Source organism: Bradyrhizobium sp. USDA 4353 (assembly GCF_054063215.1).
Genome location: NZ_JBSSGB010000001.1, coordinates 7,035,942 through 7,055,964 on the forward strand (window position 1 = coordinate 7,035,942; position 20,023 = coordinate 7,055,964).

Consider the following 20,023-nt stretch of genomic DNA (forward strand, 5'->3'; position numbering starts at 1 on the left):
ATCCGCAGATCGGCCACTCATGCTCAGTGGAACATCTGCACGTTCGATGGCTGGTAGCCTTGCCCCGACGACAGGAAGCGCCGAAGCTGCTCGCGCCCTTGATCCTGGGCGGCCGCACGCTGCGCCGTGTCCAGGCTTTGCGCCCTGCCCTGCGAGGCAACCGCGGCTGTAAGATCGGCCAGCTGTTGCGCCTGCAACGCCAGAAGCTGGTTGCCGGCCTGGGTGACCTGCAGCGCACCGGAGGCGCCCTGGCTCGCTGTGACCAGCGCGGCCGACCGGCTCCTGACCGCGTCGAGATTGCCGACGACACCCGCCTGGACCTTCAGCGCGTCCTGAAGCGCCGCAACCGAGGTCTGCCAGCGCGACTGCGCGTTATTGACGAGGTCCTGCGCTGTCGCATTAGCAGTCGCCGGCGCATAGGTCGTCGCGAAGGCGCGATCGATCTGCTGGACATCGTAGGCGAGGCGCTGCGCCTGCTTGAGCAGATCCTGCGTGCGCTGGATCGACTGCTGCAGCTGCGCCAGCGACGAATATGGCAGGCTCGCCAGGTTCCTCGCCTGGTTGATCAGCATCTGCGCCTGGTTCTGCAGCGAGAGGATCTGATTGTTGATCTGCTGCAGCTCACGCGCGGCGGTGAGGACGTTCTGGACGTAGTTGTTGGGATCGAACACGACGAGCTGCGCCTGCGACGGCGGTGCCGAAACGAGGAACATGACAGCGACTGAGGCGATCCATCTCGGCATCCACATCACGAGCCCCTCTCCAGGTTCTCAAGATTCGGGATGAGATCGGCTGCCCAGCCCGAACCTCGCTGCCGGAGCCAGGCCGCTGCGAATTCCTCCTTCCCGGCCGCCGCCCAAACCTCCGACACGGCCAGTTGGTCTGTCTTGGAGGAGACTGCCGAGAATGCGAGTGCCACCTCACCCAGCCCCAACTCGAACATCCGATTGCCGCGGCGCGACTGGCAGTAATAGTCCCGCTTCGGGATTGCGCGGCTGATGAGCTCGATCTGGCGATCATTGAGACCGAACCGGCGATAGATCGCCGCAATCTGCGGCTCGATCGCACGCTCATTCGGCAGCAGGATCCGGGTCGGGCAGCTCTCGATGATCGCAGGCGCAATCGCCGAGCCGTTGATGTCGGAGAGCGACTGGGTAGCGAACACGACGGATGCGTTCTTCTTCCGCAGGGTCTTCAACCATTCCCGCAGCTGACCGGCGAAATCGGCATCATCCAGCGCCAGCCAGCCCTCATCGATGAGCAGAAGCGTCGGACGGCCGTCGAGCCGTTCCGCAATCCGATGGAAGAGATAGGCGAGCACGGCGGGAGCGGCGACGGTCCCGATCAGCCCCTCGGTCTCGAAGGCCTGGACTGATCCGTCACCGAGCGCCTCGTGATCGGCGTCCAGCAGCCGGCCGTGGGCGCCATCTAGGCAATACGGCTTGAGCGCGCGCTTGAGGCTATTGGACTGCAGCAGCACCGAAAGGCCGGTCAAGGTGCGCTCTGCCAGCGGAGCAGACGCCAGAGACGTCAAGGCCGACCACAGATGCTCCTTGGCCTCCGGGGTGACCACGATCTTCTCGCGAACCAACAGGCTCGCGATCCAGTCCGCAGCCCAGGCGCGCTCGGTCACATCCGCGATCCCGGCCAAAGGCTGCAGCGCAACCGAGCTCTCGCTCTCCGCCGACAGCGCACCGCCGAGATCGTGCCAATCGCCGCCCATGGCCAGCGCTGCGACCCGCATGGATCCGCCAAAGTCGAAGGCGAAGATTTGCGAGCCGGGATAGCGGCGGAACTGCAGAGCCATCGTCGCCAGGAGAACCGACTTGCCAGCCCCCGTAGGCCCGACCACCAGCGTATGGCCGACATCGCCGACATGAAGCGAGAAGCGGAACGGCGTCGCCCCTTCCGTCCGGCCAAACAGCACCGGCGGAGCCTTGAGGTGATGGTCGCGCGTCTCGCCGGCCCAGACGGCCGAGAGCGGAATCATATGCGCCAGATTCAGGGTCGAGAGCGGAGGCTGTCGAACATTGGCGTAGACGTGCCCAGGCAATCCGCCGAGCCAGGCTTCGACGGCATTCACGCTCTCGGCCATGCAGGTGAAGTCGCGGCCCTGAATGACCTTCTCGACCAGGCGCCGCTTCTCGTCCGCCCGTGCCGGGTCCGCATCCCAGACCGTCACGGTCGCCGTGACATAGGCCTGGCCGACGTCGTCGGAGCCGAGGTCCTGCAGCGCCGCATCGGCATCGAAGGCCTTGTTGTGGGCATCGGTATCCACAAGGCTCGCTGGCTCGTTGGTCATGACCTCCTTGAGAACGGCAGCCAGCGACTTGCGCTTGGCGAACCACTGCCGGCGGATGCGCGTCACGAGCTTCACGGCATCCTGCTTGTCCAGCATGATGGCGCGGGTCGACCAGCGATAGGCAAAGGCCAACCGATTCAGATCATCCAGAACCCCCGGGGTCGTCGCAGACGGAAACCCGACAATGGTGAGCACACGCAGATGAACCGATCCCAGCATCGGCTCGAGGCCGCAAGTGAGCGGCTGGTCCGCCAGCAGGCCATCGAGGTGCATCGGGATTTCGGGCACGCGGACGCGCTGGCGCTGGGTCGAGATCGTCGAATGCAGGTAGCTCAGCACGGCGTCATCCCCGAGCCAGGCGCATTCCGGCATGAAGCCGGCAATCAGCTGCAGGATGCGATCGGTTCGGTCGACAAAGCTGCGCAGGATCTCCCCGCCATTGACACCATCCGACTGCGGCCGCCCTTCGTAGAGCACGCGTTCGGAACGTGCGACGTCCTCGCGCGGCGGCAGATAAAGAAAGGTCAGAAAATAGCTGGACTCGTAGTGAGCCCCCTCCTCCTCGAACTGCGCCTTCCGCTCGGCATCGACCAGCGCGGACGCGGCATCCGGAAACACGCAAGGAGGATACGCTCCCGCCGAATGACGTTGCGCCTCCACGAAGATGGCCCAGCCCGATCGCAGCCGCCGCAGCGTGCTGTTGAGGCGGGCGGCGACAGCCACGAGCTCGGACTCGACCGAACTCTCCAGATCAGGACCTCGGAAACGCGCCGTCCGCTGCAGCGAGCCGTCCTTGTTGAGGACGATGCCTTCATCGACCAGCGCAGCCCACGGCAGAAAATCCGCAAGACGGATGTTGGTGCGGCGATATTCGGCGAGATTGAACATGGCTTTACTCACTGACCGAGATGACCGGGAATACGCAGATGGCGGCGCACCACTTCGATGAAGGATGGATCACGCTTCGCAGCCCACACCGCGATCATGTGGCCAACGAAGCAGAGCAGCAGGCCCAAGAACCAGAGCCGCAGACCGAGGCCCAGCGCGGCCGACAGTGTGCCGTTGACGATCGCGACAGAGCGCGGCGCACCACCCAGCAGGATCGGCTCAGTCAGGGAGCGATGGACCGGCGCGACAAAGCCTTTGACCTCTTCATCCATCAGATCACCACCCCGCCGCCGAAGGAGAAGAACGACAGGAAGAAGCTCGAGGCGGCAAAGGCGATGGAGAGCCCAAAGACGATCTGGATCAGCCGCCGGAAGCCACCCGACGTCTCGCCAAACGCTAAAGATAGCCCGGTCGTAATGATGATGATCACGGCGACAATCTTGGCGACCGGCCCCTCGACCGACAGCAGGATCTGATTGAGCGGCTGCTCCCAGGGCATGTTCGAACCGGCGGCGCGAGCGGGGGTATCGAGCAGCATCAATAGCGCCGTCGCAACGGCCCAACTCGCCGGCAATGCTCTTTTCGGTATCGTCACCAGTGATCTCCCATGTGTGCGAGGACGTAGTCTCCGGATTCAGAAAGCCCCTCCACGCGCACGAGCTCGCTGAGGCGGCGCGCGCGACCGCGGCCGGTCAGCACGGCGATCACGTCGATGGTTTCGGCAATCAGGGCTCGCGGCACGGTCACCACGGCCTCCTGGATCAACTGCTCCAGCCGCCGGAGCGCGCTGAGCGCAGAGCCTGCGTGAATGGTCCCGATGCCGCCGGGATGGCCCGTGCCCCAGGCCTTCAACAGATCGAGCGCCTCGGGACCGCGCACCTCACCGATCGGAATGCGATCCGGCCGCAGGCGCAAAGAAGAACGAACCAGATCGGAGAGCGACGCCACGCCGTCCTTGGTCCGAAGCGCAACCAGATTGGGCGCGTGGCATTGGAGCTCACGGGTATCCTCGATCAGCACGACACGATCGGATGTCCCGGCGACCACCTCGAGCAGTGCATTGGTCAGCGTGGTCTTGCCCGTCGACGTGCCCCCGGCGACCAGGATGTTGCAGCGGTCGAGCACGGCTTTCCGCAAGCCACCAGCCTGCACCAGGCTCATGATGCCGTCAGCGACGTAATGATCGAGCGTGAAGACCGCGATGGCCGGCTTGCGGATCGCGAAGGTCGGCGCGGCGACGACGGGCGGAAGCAAACCTTCGAACCGTTCGCCCGTATCCGGCAATTCTGCCGAGACGCGCGGGGATCCCGCATGGACCTCGAGCCCGACATGGTGGGCGACGAGACGAATGATCCGCTCGCCATCATCAGCGGAAACCATCTCGCCCGTGTCAACCAGACCAGATGCCAGACGATCAGCCCAGAGCCGGCCGTCCGGATTGAGCATCACCTCGACCACAGACGCATCGTCGAGAAGGAGCTCGATTGCCGGCCCCAACGCCGTCCGCAGCATGCGCGCGCCACGCGAGGCAATCAGCGTTTGAGCGATCCCGGTCACCCCTGATCTCCGACTCGTCAAGCGCACCCACGCTGCGCGAACCGGATGATCAAAGAATGCAGGACCTCAGACCAAGCAAGATCACCCTCGCCGTCTGCGTGCTCTGGCGTAGAAAAGCGTAGACGGTGAGCATGGGGCCCGCCCCTGAAAGTCGCCAGGATTGGCGGTGCGCATGATGGTCCGACGCACTTCGAGGGTACGCCTGCTCGTCACGCATCACGGCTCTTAATGGATCTCACGTTCGGAGGGTCTGAGGACGTCGGAGCGACTGCCTCACCACTTGCCTTGGGCCGCCGGCTCCTCGATCAGAACAGGGAGTTCGGAGTACGATCCAAAATCGTCAGTGTCCTCATTCGGTGAGAAGCTGAATCGATGGTCTGATTTACTTGTCGCCTGCATTCCGCGCGGAATGGCGAACCGAACAAGAGCCGCAGTCTGGAGAGCAACGTTGACGCCGAAGGCGACCTGATAAGCGACGGCCGGATAGTGTCCGTCATGTTGGGCCCAGTGCGCCACCAAAAGTCCTGTCCCGTATTGGGCAAGAAACCCCCACCCGAAATGCACGACGTTCAGAACGCCGTTCGCTCGCCCGGCCATCTCCTTCGGAAAGTAGTCCGAGATGATCGCAAAGCTCAGGACGGTTGCCGATCCCACAATGGCGATCATCAACCAGGGACCGATCGTCGGCAGCGGCACTCGTAGCACCAGCGCCAGTTGGGCCAGGATGAACAGGACCGCCACGGCCGCGAGCAATGTCTCGGACCTGATGCCTTTCCCGCGGCTCCAACTCGCGAACATGCCGAGCAGCCAAGCCCCAAGACTGAGCACGATGGCCGTCGCACAGAGCGCCGTCACGACCTCGGTCCGTGTCATACCCTCAACGTCCGTCAGCCACGCGGGAGCCCAGAGACCTTGCATCGACCAAGCCGATCCGATGCAGGCGCCCGACAGCGGCGCGATCTTCCAGAAACGCCTATCGGTCAGGATCTCGCGCAGACCGCCCCCGGCTGCTGCGGTTGAAGCTTCAACATCGCGCTCCGGGACCAGGAAGAAGATCAGGATCGCTGTACCCGCCGTAGTCACGGCCAAGATATCGAACAGATCCCGCCATCCAGTGTTGGCGAGCACCGCTTCGGCCGGCAGCGTCGCGGCAACGGCACCGAGCGCGCCGAGCATGACCATGTATCCGTTCACGAGAGCGACACGCTCCCGCGGGAACCAGAGAACGATCGCCTTCAGGCCGGCAGTGAGAGCAGCTCCGACGCCAAGCCCAATGACCGCGCGTGACATTAGCAGCGATAGTGGTCCGGTCGAGCGCGCAAAAGCGGCTGCGCCCAGCGCAGCGACCAGCAGCAGCGCACTCTGAACACGTCGCGGCCCGTAGCGATCGAGCATCACGCCGACCGGAATCTGGGCGGCCGCGAGCACCAGAAAGTAGACTGCCGTAATCAGGCCAAGGTCGGCGGCGTTCAGGCCCAATTCGGCAGCGAGACGTGCGGAGACCACGCCATTGATTGTCCGGAACAGGTACGAGAGGAAGTAACCGGCCGCGAATGGAATGAACACCAAGGCCATGATGGCCGAGCCGGCGATGCCCTGGCGGTGGTCATTGGCGGTAACGCCGTTACGGCCGAACATGTAGTCCGGCTCGGAGTCTCCCGCAGAGTCGACATAAGGCCGCTCAGCGGAGCGATCCCTCCGCAAGGTGAAAGGGATCCTCGCCGCCCTCCCGGGCGGCGGGCACACCCCACGACACTTCAGTGATTGGCGCAGCGGTCCGTGTGCGGCTCGCTCGACGGGTCGGAGCTCCGAACGGCAACGGCTCGTCATGCTGCTCGGAAGAGCGGTCCTCCGCCACCCCCTCGCGAACCTCCCCTTCACTGCGTTCGATGGCCGGAGTTTCCCCGAGACGATCCGCCGAGGCTTCGGTCGTCCCGGCGCGCCCGAGCGACGTCAGGGCTAGGTGATAGCGGGCATGAAGGCCGACGGTGTCAATCAGCGCCTTCAGATCGCGCTGAATGCCTTCGAGCTGCTGTTCCAATCCAGCGAGGCGATCCTGCGGCGGCGCTCCGACATCCGCCGGCTCGCGGAGGAAGCGCTCCAGCGCCTTCTCCACCAGGATTGCGCGGTTCACGCATCGCTCATCGGTAGCGCTCTTCAGACGATCGAGAATGTCATCGGAGAGCTGCAGAGTGATCTTTTTCTTCATCGTACGGACCCCATTTGGTCCGTCCATAAGCCGCCCTCCGCCTGATCGCACGCGTGGGCAGCCACAAGTCGCGATCTGGCGCAGCAAAGGAAACCCTGGCGTAAATTTGTCGGGCCTCAGCTCGACCCCGTGACCGCCCCGGAGCATCAACCGAGTGCGGTCCCTTGAGGTCGCCGACGCGAACACCAGCGACGAAAGGCAAATCCGCGCTGGATTTTCACAGAGCCAGGCCCCGCCGACGCTTAAGCCGCCAACCGAGCCATGAGATGCTCAACCGTCGCTTTCTGATCTTCGGTATGCTTCCAGAGGATCACTGCCGATCGACCGTTCGTTCGCGCGATCGCTCCCTTCAGGTGCGAGCCTATCCCCTCGATCGCGAGCTCGAGCTGCCGATCAGTTGCTGGAAATGCCGCATCTGCGTGCTCGACCATGGCCCCACCAAGCGATAGGTCCCGCACAATCACGTTGATGATCTTGCCATCCGTCGTGATGACGCCCGGCCGGCCAATCTCTGCGCGGCTCGAGCGCCGCCTGTCTACGTCTCCCGTGGACGTCCGAATCACTCGAACCAGCGTCTCTCGCAAGAGATCGACCTTCTTGGCAATGTCGAGCGACCCATCCCTGATCTGAGATGCACGCCGGCCAGTCTCACTTGCTTCCCGGGAGACAGAGGCAATTTGAGTGGCCACTTCCCGAGCGGCATGGGACGTTTCTTCGACGGTACGCGAGATCTCCAGCGTCACGCCATCCTGCGCTTGAATAGCGTTCGCGATCGTCGAAGAGACAGCTTCAACGTTCCGAATCACCTCTCCAATCGCTCCGATCGAGGCTACCGAGGCCTGCGTGGAGCTCTGGATTTCGCTGATCTGCTGGGCAATCTCACTCGTTGCACGAGCCGTTTGCTCGGCTAGGGACTTCACCTCGGAGGCCACAACGGCAAAACCTCGCCCGGCTTCCCCGGCTCTAGCGGCCTCAATGGTTGCGTTAAGAGCGAGAAGGTTGGTCTGGCCCGCGATCTCGTTGATGAGACTGGTGACCGCGCCGACCTTGCTTGCCGCTTCCGATAGCTTTGCCACCGTGGTCTGGGCCTCTGCCGAAGCTGAGACAGCGCGAGCGGTGAGTTCTCGCGACGATTTCACCTGTGCTGCGATCTCCGAAATGGACGTTGCCAGCTGTGCAGATGCACGCGCAACGGTTTGCGTATTTGCCAGAGCTTGCTCGGCTGCGGCAGCTACACTGCTGCTGTTTTTACCCAGCGTGAGGGCGCTCTCGGTCATTGAAGACGCGTTTCCGGCCATTTCTTCCGTTCCGCCCGCGACTTCGCCGACGGCTTTGTTGGTCTCACGCTCGACGGTCTCTGCCATGTCCCGCAAGGCTTTTGCCTTCATACGGTCCATCGCCTGAAGTCGCTCGCTCTCCTCACGGGCAATTTCGTTCGCCCTCTCCATCGATTTGATCTTGAATTGCGCGATCGATCTCGCCATGTCGCCGAGCTCGTCCTTCCGAGCCAGACCTGGCAGCTGAATGTCAAAATCGCCGCTGGCAAGCCGGTCGAGCGCTGCCGTCATGCTGGCCAGCGCTTTTGAGGTTCGACGGGCAATCAACAGCGTAATGCCGCCGACTATCACAATGACTCCAAGCGCTGCCCAAATCACTTCGCTCGCACTGTGCCAGACCTGGGCCTGCATATCGTCGATATAGACGCCCGTTCCGACGACCCATCCCCAGGGCTCGAAACCTGCGACATATGACAGTTTGGGCTGCGGCGCATCCTTGCCCGGCTTCGGCCATTGATAATCAACAAAGCCTGCGCCTTGCTTCTTCACAACGTCAGCAAACTCCACAAAGAGACGCTTGCCGTTTGGATCCTTGTTCTGGCTGAGGTCCTGACCGTTGAGCTCCGGCTTGAGCGGATGCATGACCATGCGCGGCGCCAGATCATTGATCCAGAAATAGTCGCCGCTGCCGTACCTCAGCTTTGCAAGGCGTTCGGCCGCGCGCTTCTGCGCATCGACCATCGATGTGCTGCCGCCATTCGCCTTATCGTACTCGTCTCGGACGATGCTCAGCGCGTTCTGGACGAGATGCTGGAGCTCGCTCTGCCTCTGCTGCCGGAGAGAGGTCGACAGATTCAGCGCCTGAAACAGCGCCAGACCGAGAAGACCACAAAAGCTTAAGCCGATAATCGCGTAAATTCGAACGGACAGACTGATCCGCATGCACACACCAAAGCTGTATGTAAAGGTTGCGGCGCCGGTGCCGATACCTTGAACGAAGCTGATGCGAACAGCTTGCATAACCATTAAATATTGTGGCCGTTAAATTACGGCCGTCATCTTTCTAAGACAGCACTCTGAGTCAGGTTCCCGCGCTGGAACTCGGCTTATCCTTATGGCTGGATGGCTCTTTTGGGAAAATTTCTGACGAAATCCTCGGGGATCTCGCGCAAAAAGCTCTGCCCCTTTTGCAACCGCCGGCCGAGCGCTTCGACGAAGCCCTCGAAGCGCTCACGCCCCTTGAGATTCGCAGCGGACTGCGCCTCATTCGGCAGAGGCGGCGTCACGGTCAGCCAGAAACGGACGAACAACGCGAGCGTCTCGGCAAGAATACCGACGTCGCGCTCCAGTCGCTGCATCTGCCGCGACAGGCGGTCGAGCCTGCGCGTGAAGGCCGCCTCTCGCCGGTCGGCTCCGTCGGGCGACAGGAACGAAAGCACGGCCGCTTCCACGATCGCTGACCGCGACAGCTTCTTACGATCGGCGAGTTCTGTAATCTGCTTCAGAAGCTCGGGTGGGAAATAGACATTCATACGATCACGCATCGGACGATCCTCAGAGACCGAGATCGTCGCCAGGGTCGAGCGCCGCTTGGCGCGCAACACCCTGCATCGTCGGATCTCGACTACTGCTGGGCAGAGGCGCTTGGTCATCATCATCGAGCACGAGCGAAAACTCGTCAGCTGGGTCTCCCCGCACCGCTTCACTCGCAATCGCGACGTGCTCCGGTAGCTCCGGCTCACGGCGCAAACCACCATTGGCCTGATCCTCGCTCGTCGGCGATCTCGCCTCCGACCTGGCCAGCGCCGGCGCGATCGGTAACAGAGCTGACCAATCGTCTCCCCTCCGCAACCTTTCGGATTGGGAAATATCCGGTGGCGGCATGATCCGCGAGACGAGCCGCTGGTCCTCGAAGTAGCGGACCTTCTTCGCGCGGATCGGCGGTGCGCCTGCGACCATGACGATCTCATCCGCGGGTGGCAGCTGCATCACCTCGCCGGGCGTCAGAAGCGCCCGCGGAGTTTCCTGGCGTGAGACCATTAGATGACCGAGCCAGGGCGCAAGACGATGGCCGGCATAATTTTTCATTGCGCGCATTTCGGTGGCGGTGCCGAGCGCATCCGAGACACGCTTGGCGGTCCGCTCGTCGTTGGTCGCGAAGCTGACCCGAACATGGCAATTGTCCAGGATCGCGTTGTTAGCCCCATAGGCCTTCTCGATCTGATTGAGCGACTGAGCGATCAGAAAGCTCTTGATCCCGTAGCCAGCCATGAAGGCGAGCGCAGATTCGAAGAAGTCGAGCCGCCCGAGCGCAGGAAACTCGTCCAGCATCATCAGCACGCGGTGCCGGCGCTCGCGCGCCTGGAGATCCTCGGTCAGACGTCGGCCGATCTGATTGAGCACGAGCCGGATGAGCGGCTTGGTGCGGGAGATGTCGGACGGCGGCACGACCAGGTAAAGCGTGGCCGGCTCCTCGCCCGTGATCAGGTCTGCGATCCGCCAGTCGCAGCGGCCCGTGACCTCAGCCACGACAGGATCGCGGTAGAGCCCTAGGAACGACATCGCGGTCGACAGCACGCCCGATCGCTCGTTCTCGGATTTATTCAGAAGCTCGCGTGCGGTCGACGCGATGACAGGATGTGGTCCTGCCTCGCCGAGGTGAGGCGTTGCCATCATCGCCATGAGCGTGGTCTCGATCGACCGCTTCGGATCGGACAAGAAGGCCGCGACCCCCGCCAAGGTCTTGTCTGCTTCCGCGTAGAGCAAGTGCAGGATGGCCCCAACCAGCAGCGAGTGGCTGGTCTTTTCCCAATGGTTGCGCTTCTCGAGCGAACCTTCAGGATCCACTAGCACGTCGGCGACGTTCTGCACGTCACGGACTTCGAAGGCGCCGCGCCTGACTTCCAGCAGGGGATTGTAGGCGGAGCCCCTCGGGTTGGTCGGGTCGAACAGCAGCACCCGTCCATGCCGCGCGCGGAAACCGGCCGTCAACTGCCAGTTCTCGCCCTTGATGTCATGGACGATGGCTGACCCGGACCAGGTCAGAAGCGAGGGCACCACGAGACCCACACCCTTGCCGGAGCGGGTCGGCGCAAAGCAGAGCACGTGTTCGGGTCCGTTGTGACGCAGATAGCGCGCCCCAAGCCGTCCCAGCACGACACCGTCATCACCGAGCAGCCCCGCCTTCTCGACCTCCACCGGCTCAGCCCAACGTGCAGAGCCGTAGGTCGCGACGATTCTCGCCTCGCGCGCCCGCCACAACGACATGCCGATTGCGGCAGCAACGGCCAGCAGGCTCCCCAGTGCCGCGATCGCCGCCCCCTCAGTGAACACCGCCGGCGCGTAAGCGTCATAGACGAACCACCACCAGAAGAACGCCGGCGGCCAATAGACCGGCCATCCCGCAAGGGTGAACCACGGCGGTCCTAATCGAGCCTGAAATGCAAGCCGCCACGCCGTCCATTCAGTCGCGCCCCAGACCGCGAGCAGGACGATCAACGAGACGACAAGGACTTGGCCCCACAGGATCCTGGTTGCCGGCATGTACGCTCTCCCGATTGAACTAGAGGCCGAGGTCACGCTTGCGACCGAGCTGCCATTCGATGCCGCCGGCCTTGGCGAGGCCCGTGACGGACTTGCCGAGCCGCTGGTCCATCTCGCGCGACCACGGCACGAGGTGGAATCCGAGACCATTGTCGATCAGGGCGAAGCGCCCGGAGGCGAGCGCGAGCCGCTGGCGGTAGGTCCCGGCAACCGGCGCGCCAGGCTCGACCGGCAGATGCGGGAGCTTGAGCTCGGCCGAAATCCTGGCCCCGACGGCCTCCAACTCCCGCTGCCGCAGCGTCTTCAAGAGGTCGCGCTGCACGACGATCCGCTGACCATCGGGCCGGGCCAGACCTTGGCTCACGAGATGCTCGGTCCTGGCACGGAGTGCGTCCCTGGCCTCGGCACCAAAGCCGCCAGGGGCCAGCGGCATGGGCTCGCGCTCGACCAGCCGATGGTCGAGCCAAGTCGCGCCCTCGGCACCGACTTGTTCGGCCAGACCGAGATCGGACCGGGTCGCCAGCACCAGCGTCGGCCGAACTTCGTCTGATCCACCGAAGCGGCGAACCTCCACGATGCCGCCGGCCAGCGGCGCTTGTGCAAAGGCTTCAAGTCCGCGGAACCGGACGTGGTGCGCTCGCCCATCGACGCCGTCGATCACGGCATAGGCTTCGCCCGTCAGTTCGTCATGCAGCCCGCGGTCGACCAGCCGGCCAACAATGGGCGAGTCAGCCTGGAAACCATCGATAGCGTAATCCGCGATAGCCCGCTCTTCGCCGAGGTCAGCGAACGCCCGATGCATGGTCTTGATGATGTCATCACGCGTGCTGAGCTCCCGGAGCTTCCGCTCGGCCCCGAGCTCAATCATCCACTCGTTCGGGCCGGCCGCAGTCGCGAGCCCCAAGCGCTCGAGATATTGTAGACGCCCGCGCATCAGTCCGACGACCTGCCGATCCGGCAGACCTGGCGCATCTTGACGAAGATCGATGGCGCCGACCTCGTCGGCCGCCATCCGGATCTCGCCGTCAAGCCGGGTCCACCGATCGGCCGTGATCTCCTTCTCCAACGCGCTGCGGATCTCGTGCTCCGGCTTCGGACCGAGCTCGAGCCCAACCAGCTCCTCAGCCCTAGCGCGCAGGCCACGGCTGATGTAGTCGCGGGAGATCACGAGATCGGCGCCCGTCTCGTCGACGCCGCGGACGAGGACATGGACGTGTGGATTATCCGTGTTCCAATGGTCGACAGCGATCCACTCCAATCGCGTCGAGAGATCGGCCTCCATCTGCCGCATCAGATCGCGGGTGAAGGCCCTGAGGTCCACCATGTCGGCGGCATCCTCCGGCGAGACGATGAAGCGGAAATGATGCCGGTCACCCCTGCCCCGCGCTTCGAAGCCAGCCTCATCGGCCTGATCGCCAGTTGCATCGAACATCCGCGCCGGCTGGCCATCACGCGTAACCCCGTCCCGCTTCAGGTAAGCAAGGTGGGTTGCCAGAGGCGCTGACCGAAACGCGCGCCCCTTGTGTCTGGCGATGCGCGCCTTGACCGTGACCCGGCGGGCCGGAGCGAACAGGCGCTCTCGACTGAAGCTGACCCGCCCCCTTCCGAACGTCGAATGAGCCCGCGCCGCGTAGCGTCCATTCACCACTGAAAGCGGCGGCATGTGCCCCGCTGCATTTGCCGCCCGCAGCACGCGACTGATGAAGCTCTTCGCCTTGGCGCTCCGTCCCTGACGAATGCGCCCCGGTCGAATGCGAAACTCGCGCTCGCTCGTGGTCATGCGCGGCGCCCGGGGGCAGCCGGAAAAGCTACAGTGCCGAAAACAACATTGATCTCGTTACTAAAAGTCCAAAGCGCGGCACGCGCTCCGACCGACCGGCACGGTTGAACACAAGCCATATCAATGGCTTGTCGTTCAACCGGCGAGCCGCTTTTATCTTGCCCTGGAATGTCGCCCTCTTCCGCCCCGCTTCCTTCCCGGCAATCTGCTCGTACGACCGCGGTCTCCTTCGCAGGTTCGGCTACTCCAGAGCACTCTCGGCGGTCCTGAACGAGACGGAGAACGGACATCGCGAGATTGCGTCGCTCGACGGCAGCAAAATCAACTCCACATGCAACAACCCGCTCAACTTCGCAGACGAAAGATCGAGTCTTCAACGCGCGCATGGCTCGCATTCGAGCGCCGTCGCTTTGTATCAGATCGCACCCGTGTTTTGCAGTTCGGCTGCAGATCGAGCGCATCATGACGGCTCCCTGGTCCACAAGGGAGCGGCGCGTCCGATGACATCCGACATCGCCGTTAAACCAAAATATCGGCCGTCCAACGAGCTGTCCGACTGCCAATTCATCAGGAAAATCTGCCCGTCGCCGACGGCGCGACATCCCTGCCAATCCGGCAGCGGACGACCACGGTGATCGTTCGGTCGCGCGGCGCCAACTTCAACGCCATCCACGATGATCAGGAGTTCGCGGCGACAGACGTTTTGGCCGGGAAGGGCAAGGATCCGCTTGAGCATCGGCAGGCCGACCGGCAAGTAGCCGCTGGCGGCGAGGAACGACGCCAGCTGCGCTTGAGGCCTCACGACCACCAGCTCGGTGACGTACCAGTCTCTGACCGGATGCACGGCATAGAGCCCGATGGGCACGCTTTCCGAGGCATTCCAGATCAAGCGCGGCCGCAGATCGAGCGCGCTCGGTCCGAGCAAAAGCGCAACGCCTGAGAACATCGCGACGACGAGGGGCAAGCGCCGTCTCATAGCATGATGCTCCGGCGATGCAGCCAGGCGCGGTGCCGCAGCAGCGTGTAGGGCCGCGGTGGCTCATTCGCCGTGAAGCGGTTCTGGACGTGCCACCAATGATCCGGTGCGACATCCGCTGGATCGATGCCGAGCGCCTCGATCGCATCGATGTGCTGCAGCACGCGTTCGACCTTCGGCCAGCCGAAAACCTGCAGCAGAATGGCTGCTCCAGGGCCGACGAAGGGTACTGTGGCGCACGCCTCCCCTGGGTAAACAGCCTGCAGAATGTCGATCCGCGACAGCACCGTGCCGTAGTCATTCGACGACCAGCGGACGAACGCAAACACGCTGCCGGGTCGTGAATGAGACGACGCGGCGGAAGTGATCGAGCCGCAACTCTTGCACGGTTCGGCCGAAACGGATGCGGTTCTCGATTCTACCCTGCAGCCACAGCAGCTGGACGCACGTCAGCTCGCTCATCTGATCATCTCTCGTTTGGACAGGATTGGGAGGCACTAGGGGGCCCGGCACGAGCGCACAGAAGGCTGCTCGAGCATCCCCGAGGACCGCCCACGCAAACGTGGCGGGCGTCCGACGGGGCGGCACTGACGGTGCCCGTTAGACAAAATCCGAAGGATTTTGCAGTTAGGTAAGTTAAGGGGCCGAAAAGCTGAACCGACAGAGCGGGTTAAGACCGATTTCGGTCCCCGATAGCACGAGGATCCGGTCCCCGATGGCACGAGTCTTCCGGTCCCCGATAGCACGAGACAATTCACAGCTTGTCCCCCGCAACGCTCGATGAGGGATGCTTGGCGAAGCGGCGCGCGACAGGGTCCGTGACGGCGGCTGTAAAGTTCAGCCGCTCCGTTCCGTTCGGATCGCGCGTGAGCACGAGCTCGTAGCCCGGCAATGTCTGGCGGCGGACAATTTCGCGCAGGTCGTAGGCAAAATGTTTGAGCGGCGAGAGGCTACCGGACTTGGCGTGGAGATAGCCGAGATCGAAGCTCCAGCCGCCGTCCTGATGACCGCCATGCTTGCGCACGAGACGATAAAGCCAGCGCTCCAAGCCGCCCGTCAGTGCGAAATAATCGCGGTCGATCGTCAGCACAAGCGCAGCATCGACGACGCCCGAATAGAACCAATCCGGCAGGATCAGCTGCAATCCCGATGGCTTTCCGTGTGCATCCGCCGTCTCCTTCCACTCGTTGATCCAGGAGAAGCGGTGCCGTCGGCGCTCGGTCGGCTGGCGGATCGAGGTCAGCACAGTTGTCGATTGCAGACGGTCGAGCCCTGCCTTCAGACGGTCGTAATCGCGCACGCCCGTACCGCGTCCGACGAACGTCAGGATCTCATACGGCGTGGCCGCCATCAGGCGCGACGTCTTCAGTCCGGCGTCACGTGCTTCGACGATCTGCGACGCGGCCCAGATCAGAACATCCGCATCCCAGATGGTCGCCATGCCGTGCTCGGGGACGGCCTCGACCCGGATCGCGACGGTCCCGGCGCGGAAGTCGATCGGCACCACACGCTTGGTTTTGGCCAGCGAGAAGAACGGATAGGCCATCAGATCCTGCGCATCGCGTGGCGCGAGATCGCCCGGCAGCGCGCGAAACAGATCGAGCTGGGCGCGCTCGGACTTGCGCAAATGACGCATCGTCACGCCCGCACAGTCCGCTGCGCGCGGCGCTCTTTGCCCGCATAGGGGATGAGACCGGCATGCCGCTTGGCCGGCAGGACCGTCCCCTGCCCGGGATCGGCGGTCGACGTTTTCGTGCCGCGATCAACCCAGGCTTTGAGGTCATCGATCGCATAGACGACGCGGCCGCCGATCTTGCGATAGGTCGGGCCAGTCCCGTAGGTTCGGTGCTTCTCGAGCGTGCGGCCGGACAGGCCGAGATAACGCGCAGCCTCGGGTGTGCGAAGAAAGCGCGGCGGAAGACCGGCCAAGGAATCGGACATCTGGCAACCTCCAGGACAGACCTGCGCGCTTCCTCGTAGTGCAGCGCGTTGCCGGTCAGCATGGAGGCGTAGGCCCGCGAAGGGGGAGGCCGCAGATCGAGGTGGCCGTTTCCGGCCACCTCCCTTTGAATGCGAGAAGCTATTCGTCCTTACGCGGCGGTCGCAGGAGTTGCCGATATCCCCCGCGGATCAAGGACAGGCCGTCCTCGACCAAACGTCGGGTTTGACTGCGCACTTCGCTCGTCTTCCAAGCCCGGGCAGGAATGCGCGCTGCGCCGAACAGCGCTTCGGCAATCGTTCGATGACGATGACCCTGCTGCCAGCCGTCAATCGCGCGCAAGATCAGCACCAGGCGCCTGCGGCGCTGCTCCGTTAAGCCATCAGAGGCGGGTCCAAGCGGCTGCGCCCGCAGGGCACGCCAGAGACGCTCGGCAGCCTCGTTGCGCATCTTGAAGTCGCGATCGTACGGCAGCATTACCGCGTAGGACACCGAGCTCAACGGCCGCCTGCGCACCCAGACACGATGTTGGCTCGCGCCGATTTGCACGACGACATGCCAACCATCTGTCGCGCGGCGCAGTTGGTCCGGCGCGAACGACGGCAGCTTTACGATCGGCGCGACGACCGGCACGCGCGTGCCGATTTCGACAAGCGCAAGCACAGTGGACAACCGCTCAGGCGCCCAGAACACCGACTGGGCATTGAAAGATAGCCTTGGATCAGCGGCGAAATATCAACCCCCAGTGCTTCCGGAAGTTGGCGGGCGCGCTGCGCTCAGGATGAGAAACCTTCGAGAATTGCGCACGATAGTTCGGAGAGCGGCGAACACACTCCCAAGCGAATCCTGGGCGGTCCGCGCGATGAATGTTCGCGTAGGCCTTGGGTGCGCGCCAATCGAATTCCGACATCGTGCTGTCCTCATCAGGTTAGGACTGCAACGCAATAGGCCAATGATGGCGCCATTTAAGATTGTTGAAGAGATTCTCGACTCGTGCAGGTACATGGATGCGGATGACTGCCACAACCAACTACACGATTGCTTGAGGCGATCGAGTTCCGTCCTGGTTGCACAACTTCAGGTCTCAGGAGGACTACGTAGGAAGCCGTCGTAGCCTTCCTCAGACAACCACTTTGCTCGCGCGAGATGGCTGTCGAACGCGCGGCGCGCACGTTCGGGTTCGCAGACCGGATCAATGTGCAGAACGATCTGGGCGACCTCTTCCCAATCCGCGCCAGCGGCCTCGGCATCAAGAAGACGCAGATACGTGACGAGGTGCTCCTCGTCATACGGCGTCAGAACGGAATCGCTCGGAGCCGTATCGGCAACGTCAGGATCAAGCGGGGGAAAGGACATCGGTCAGAAACCCACAAAGGCAAACACTACGCTCGAGATCGGCCGGGGAGAGACGGGAGCAGCCCTACAGAAGACCTAGATCAGGCACCATTAGCCAACGTAATCAATCGCTTGGCCCCGCTTTGTAGAAAATACTCCGTGGTGAATACTCGACAAGCCTGTGCTGTCTTGGAGATGAACATCCGAGACGTCTTGGCCGCCAACTTGAAGCGCTTGCGCCGAACCAAAGGCGTTTCGCAGGAAGAACTCGCTCACCACGCCGATATCGATCGGACCTATATCAGCATGGTTGAGAGAAGCCGCAATGCCGTTTCGATCGACGTGCTCGCCGCTCTCGCGGCTGGCCTCGGCGTCGAGCCTTCAGACCTGTTGAAGCCGACGCCGCCGGCAGTGGACCTCAACAAGAAGGGGCGACGTATCAAGGACCGGTAATGCCAAAGCTTGCTCAAAGTTTGGCGGTCGGCTGTCGTGCGGCAGAGGCTCGTCGGTGCGGCCGGCATTCCGCCCCTCCAGCCGAGCGCTAGGGAACATCAGGCATTGCGCCCCCAGACTTGGCGACTTTCCTTTCCGCCATTCCCCAGCCCTTCGCCGGAACCAATTCCGCCCGAAAGACTCGAATCGCTTGTTTGAGTGGAGTCATTCAGTGGCGTTGCAGCGTCGCCGCCCCACAGCGGTCGGCACCAAATCAGCCTATCCCGGCTTTGTCGAACCAGCGCTGGCCAGTGCCGTCGAGCGCGTCCCGAACGGAGCGCGGTGGATCCACGAGATCAAGTTTGATGGCTACCGCGTCCAGGTCCATCTGAGGAACGAAGAGATCAAGGTCTTCACGCGCCGGGGCTACGACTGGACACAGCGCTTCCGCAAGATCGCCAAGGACGCGGGCGACATCAAGGCGCATTCTGCGATCATCGACGGCGAGGTCGTCGTCCCGCAGGCAAACGGTGCTACCGATTTCTCCGTTCTGCAGAATGAACTCAAGGGCCGCTCGCAAAAGATCGTTTTGGTCGCCTTCGACCTGCTCTACCTCGATGGTCGCGACCTCCGCCACGTGCCGCTGACAGAAAGGAAGGCGCGCCTTAGCGCGCTGATCGCCGGCACTCAGGTTCAGTTCAGCGAAAGCTTCGAGCTCGACGGCCGAGAGATGCTCAGTCACGCCTGCAAGGTCGGTCTGGAAGGCGTCGTGTCCAAGGTGGCCGACAGCCGCTACGTTTCAGGTCGCAACAACGACTGGGTGAAGAAGACCTGCGCGCAACGGGAGACCTTACCCATTGCGGGCTTCTCGCTCGACGGCGACGAATGGGACGGCATCTACGTCGGCCGCTACAAGGGTGATGATCTGGTGTACGCGGGCAAGGTCGATCACGGCTTTGATCGCAACTCGGCCGACGAGCTCCGCACCCGCCTCACGCCGCTGATACGCAAGACACAGCCCTACGCCGAGCGGATCGCCCACCGCGGAGTGTGGGTCGAGCCGGAACTCTTGGCCGAGATCGAGTACCGCACCAAGTCAGCCGAGGGAAAGGTACGGCACCCGTTCTTCAAAGGTGTGCGGGAGGATCTTTGATGGCGCGCTGTCGGCGATCGATGAAGTCCAGGAGGTCCATGAGCGTTGCGGAGCTACGCTATGCAATCTATGGGGACGCACCTCCGCAAAATCGCCAAGCAGATCATGACCGGGTGGTGCATTTGCAATTGATGCCGCAAAGCCGGCGCCCCCAAGATCCTCATCTCGACGGCCGGGATATGCGTTTCCTCGGCTATCACATCGCGACGCTCGAGCAAGGCGGCGAGTATCCGGACACGATGCCCCAGGCTATCGAGGCCATTGACGCTGAAGGCCGTAAGGCGCTCTATGTGCCTCTTTCGAAGGACGGCAAGGTCATCGAGAGCGCCGATATTGCAGAAACACTCAAGCGATGCGGCCTGATGATCGAGGACGAGCCTTAAGGCACGCGCCGAAAGGCGATAGCTCGATCTATCAATTGCTTGGCTCTGGTGCGCCATCCTTCGAGAGACCGCAGGCCGGCGTCGCCGCCGCACTCAGTCTGCGCCACTCGAGCGCAAATGGAGCGGCTTCAGCAGGTTCGCGCAACGGGCGCCATACGTATCTGCCTCCCTGATCGTCCTCGTTGGGCTCTATACGGGTTGGGCGGGGTGGCATGAGCTGATGATCTGAGCTGTCTTACGGGCTCAAGG

The 20,023-nt window shown here is 63.1% G+C and carries 20 protein-coding genes and 2 pseudogenes; 4 read left to right on the forward strand and 18 right to left on the reverse strand.

Translation table 11 applies throughout. The features are described 5' to 3' along the window. Positions 1–23: 23 nt before the first annotated feature. The 18 genes and pseudogenes from trbJ to ACVILH_RS31780 form a co-directional block, all read right to left on the reverse strand. Complete coding sequence (gene trbJ, locus ACVILH_RS31695; protein ID WP_456716408.1) at positions 24–749, reverse strand: P-type conjugative transfer protein TrbJ; 726 nt, start codon at positions 747–749, stop codon at positions 24–26. Further along, complete coding sequence (gene trbE, locus ACVILH_RS31700) at positions 749–3,190, reverse strand: conjugal transfer protein TrbE (RefSeq protein WP_456716409.1); 2,442 nt, start codon at positions 3,188–3,190, stop codon at positions 749–751. The genes trbJ and trbE overlap by 1 nt, the downstream gene beginning before the upstream one ends. A gap of 8 nt (positions 3,191–3,198) precedes the next feature. Further along, positions 3,199–3,462: a VirB3 family type IV secretion system protein gene (locus ACVILH_RS31705; RefSeq protein WP_456716410.1), complete on the reverse strand. Its 264-nt coding sequence runs from the start codon at positions 3,460–3,462 to the stop codon at positions 3,199–3,201. Then, entirely contained in the window at positions 3,462–3,728 is a 267-nt protein-coding gene (locus tag ACVILH_RS31710; protein ID WP_456712881.1) for a TrbC/VirB2 family protein, read from the reverse strand. The genes ACVILH_RS31705 and ACVILH_RS31710 overlap by 1 nt, the downstream gene beginning before the upstream one ends. Before the next feature lie 53 nt (positions 3,729–3,781). Next, complete coding sequence (trbB, locus tag ACVILH_RS31715; RefSeq protein ID WP_456716411.1) at positions 3,782–4,702, reverse strand: P-type conjugative transfer ATPase TrbB; 921 nt, start codon at positions 4,700–4,702, stop codon at positions 3,782–3,784. Between the two features lie 318 nt (positions 4,703–5,020). Further along, positions 5,021–6,385: an MFS transporter gene (locus tag ACVILH_RS31720; protein ID WP_456716412.1), complete on the reverse strand. Its 1,365-nt coding sequence runs from the start codon at positions 6,383–6,385 to the stop codon at positions 5,021–5,023. 43 nt (positions 6,386–6,428) lie between these two features. Further along, positions 6,429–6,956: a ribbon-helix-helix domain-containing protein gene (locus ACVILH_RS31725; RefSeq protein WP_456716413.1), complete on the reverse strand. Its 528-nt coding sequence runs from the start codon at positions 6,954–6,956 to the stop codon at positions 6,429–6,431. Positions 6,957–7,198: 242 nt separating this feature from the next. Next, entirely contained in the window at positions 7,199–9,175 is a 1,977-nt protein-coding gene (locus ACVILH_RS31730) for a cache domain-containing protein (protein ID WP_456717134.1), read from the reverse strand. A gap of 170 nt (positions 9,176–9,345) precedes the next feature. Further along, a complete protein-coding gene (locus ACVILH_RS31735) occupies positions 9,346–9,777 on the reverse strand; it encodes a ribbon-helix-helix domain-containing protein (protein WP_456716414.1) in 432 nt (143 codons plus the stop codon). A 10-nt stretch (positions 9,778–9,787) separates the two neighbouring features. Beyond that, positions 9,788–11,776 carry a conjugal transfer protein TraG gene (locus ACVILH_RS31740; RefSeq protein ID WP_456717135.1) on the reverse strand — a complete coding sequence of 663 codons (1,989 nt, stop codon included), beginning with the start codon at positions 11,774–11,776 and terminating at the stop codon, positions 9,788–9,790. Positions 11,777–11,795: 19 nt separating this feature from the next. Then, a complete protein-coding gene (locus tag ACVILH_RS31745; protein WP_456716415.1) occupies positions 11,796–13,556 on the reverse strand; it encodes a relaxase/mobilization nuclease domain-containing protein in 1,761 nt (586 codons plus the stop codon). A gap of 460 nt (positions 13,557–14,016) precedes the next feature. Beyond that, a complete protein-coding gene (locus tag ACVILH_RS31750; protein ID WP_456714647.1) occupies positions 14,017–14,532 on the reverse strand; it encodes a S26 family signal peptidase in 516 nt (171 codons plus the stop codon). Then, a pseudogene (locus tag ACVILH_RS31755) lies at positions 14,529–14,994 on the reverse strand (DUF2840 domain-containing protein). Before ACVILH_RS31755 ends, ACVILH_RS31750 begins: the two are co-directional and overlap by 4 nt. 292 nt (positions 14,995–15,286) lie before the next feature. After that, the gene (locus ACVILH_RS31760) at positions 15,287–16,168 is read right to left on the reverse strand and encodes a replication initiator protein A (RefSeq protein ID WP_456717039.1); all 882 of its coding nucleotides are present in this window, start codon (positions 16,166–16,168) and stop codon (positions 15,287–15,289) included. 2 nt (positions 16,169–16,170) lie between these two features. Next, positions 16,171–16,473, reverse strand: coding sequence for a helix-turn-helix transcriptional regulator (locus ACVILH_RS31765; RefSeq protein ID WP_456714645.1), 303 nt, complete (start codon positions 16,471–16,473; stop codon positions 16,171–16,173). A gap of 139 nt (positions 16,474–16,612) precedes the next feature. Continuing rightward, positions 16,613–17,134, reverse strand: coding sequence for a DUF2285 domain-containing protein (locus ACVILH_RS31770; RefSeq protein WP_456717136.1), 522 nt, complete (start codon positions 17,132–17,134; stop codon positions 16,613–16,615). A 58-nt stretch (positions 17,135–17,192) separates the two neighbouring features. Continuing rightward, entirely contained in the window at positions 17,193–17,381 is a 189-nt protein-coding gene (locus tag ACVILH_RS31775) for a transcriptional regulator domain-containing protein (RefSeq protein WP_456716416.1), read from the reverse strand. Positions 17,382–17,548: 167 nt separating this feature from the next. After that, positions 17,549–17,827 carry a DNA -binding domain-containing protein gene (locus ACVILH_RS31780; protein ID WP_456716417.1) on the reverse strand — a complete coding sequence of 93 codons (279 nt, stop codon included), beginning with the start codon at positions 17,825–17,827 and terminating at the stop codon, positions 17,549–17,551. Positions 17,828–18,001: 174 nt separating this feature from the next. On the opposite strand from ACVILH_RS31780, the gene ACVILH_RS31785 reads away from it, so the two are divergent. From ACVILH_RS31785 to ACVILH_RS31800, 4 genes and pseudogenes are all read left to right on the forward strand, one after another. Continuing rightward, positions 18,002–18,259 (forward strand): helix-turn-helix domain-containing protein, encoded by a 258-nt coding sequence (locus tag ACVILH_RS31785; RefSeq protein WP_456716418.1) that lies wholly within the window; start codon positions 18,002–18,004, stop codon positions 18,257–18,259. A 211-nt stretch (positions 18,260–18,470) separates the two neighbouring features. Next, positions 18,471–19,391, forward strand: a complete 921-nt coding sequence (gene ligD / locus ACVILH_RS31790) for a non-homologous end-joining DNA ligase (RefSeq protein ID WP_456716419.1) — start codon at positions 18,471–18,473, stop codon at positions 19,389–19,391. 38 nt (positions 19,392–19,429) lie between these two features. Then, complete coding sequence (locus ACVILH_RS31795) at positions 19,430–19,774, forward strand: hypothetical protein (RefSeq protein WP_456716420.1); 345 nt, start codon at positions 19,430–19,432, stop codon at positions 19,772–19,774. A gap of 74 nt (positions 19,775–19,848) precedes the next feature. Continuing rightward, positions 19,849–20,003 (forward strand): annotated as a pseudogene (locus ACVILH_RS31800) (nickel/cobalt efflux protein RcnA); the annotation flags it as partial. Positions 20,004–20,023: the final 20 nt, after the last annotated feature.

What these genes read in the sequence shown, in the direction of transcription:
- ACVILH_RS31795 (WP_456716420.1), top strand. Translation starts at nt 19,430, where the DNA reads ATGAGCGTTGCGGAGCTACGCTATGCAATCTATGGGGACGCACCTCCG.
- ACVILH_RS31730 (WP_456717134.1), bottom strand. Translation starts at nt 9,175, where the DNA reads ATGCGGATCAGTCTGTCCGTTCGAATTTACGCGATTATCGGCTTAAGC.
- ACVILH_RS31750 (WP_456714647.1), bottom strand. Translation starts at nt 14,532, where the DNA reads ATGAGACGGCGCTTGCCCCTCGTCGTCGCGATGTTCTCAGGCGTTGCG.
- ACVILH_RS31785 (WP_456716418.1), top strand. Translation starts at nt 18,002, where the DNA reads ATGAACATCCGAGACGTCTTGGCCGCCAACTTGAAGCGCTTGCGCCGA.
- ACVILH_RS31780 (WP_456716417.1), bottom strand. Translation starts at nt 17,827, where the DNA reads ATGTCCTTTCCCCCGCTTGATCCTGACGTTGCCGATACGGCTCCGAGC.
- ACVILH_RS31720 (WP_456716412.1), bottom strand. Translation starts at nt 6,385, where the DNA reads ATGTTCGGCCGTAACGGCGTTACCGCCAATGACCACCGCCAGGGCATC.
- ACVILH_RS31745 (WP_456716415.1), bottom strand. Translation starts at nt 13,556, where the DNA reads ATGACCACGAGCGAGCGCGAGTTTCGCATTCGACCGGGGCGCATTCGT.
- ACVILH_RS31710 (WP_456712881.1), bottom strand. Translation starts at nt 3,728, where the DNA reads ATGCTGCTCGATACCCCCGCTCGCGCCGCCGGTTCGAACATGCCCTGG.
- ACVILH_RS31705 (WP_456716410.1), bottom strand. Translation starts at nt 3,462, where the DNA reads ATGGATGAAGAGGTCAAAGGCTTTGTCGCGCCGGTCCATCGCTCCCTG.
- ACVILH_RS31775 (WP_456716416.1), bottom strand. Translation starts at nt 17,381, where the DNA reads ATGTCGGAATTCGATTGGCGCGCACCCAAGGCCTACGCGAACATTCAT.
- trbB (WP_456716411.1), bottom strand. Translation starts at nt 4,702, where the DNA reads ATGCTGCGGACGGCGTTGGGGCCGGCAATCGAGCTCCTTCTCGACGAT.
- trbJ (WP_456716408.1), bottom strand. Translation starts at nt 749, where the DNA reads ATGTGGATGCCGAGATGGATCGCCTCAGTCGCTGTCATGTTCCTCGTT.
- ACVILH_RS31760 (WP_456717039.1), bottom strand. Translation starts at nt 16,168, where the DNA reads ATGCGTCATTTGCGCAAGTCCGAGCGCGCCCAGCTCGATCTGTTTCGC.
- trbE (WP_456716409.1), bottom strand. Translation starts at nt 3,190, where the DNA reads ATGTTCAATCTCGCCGAATATCGCCGCACCAACATCCGTCTTGCGGAT.
- ACVILH_RS31765 (WP_456714645.1), bottom strand. Translation starts at nt 16,473, where the DNA reads ATGTCCGATTCCTTGGCCGGTCTTCCGCCGCGCTTTCTTCGCACACCC.
- ACVILH_RS31725 (WP_456716413.1), bottom strand. Translation starts at nt 6,956, where the DNA reads ATGAAGAAAAAGATCACTCTGCAGCTCTCCGATGACATTCTCGATCGT.
- ACVILH_RS31740 (WP_456717135.1), bottom strand. Translation starts at nt 11,776, where the DNA reads ATGCCGGCAACCAGGATCCTGTGGGGCCAAGTCCTTGTCGTCTCGTTG.
- ACVILH_RS31735 (WP_456716414.1), bottom strand. Translation starts at nt 9,777, where the DNA reads ATGCGTGATCGTATGAATGTCTATTTCCCACCCGAGCTTCTGAAGCAG.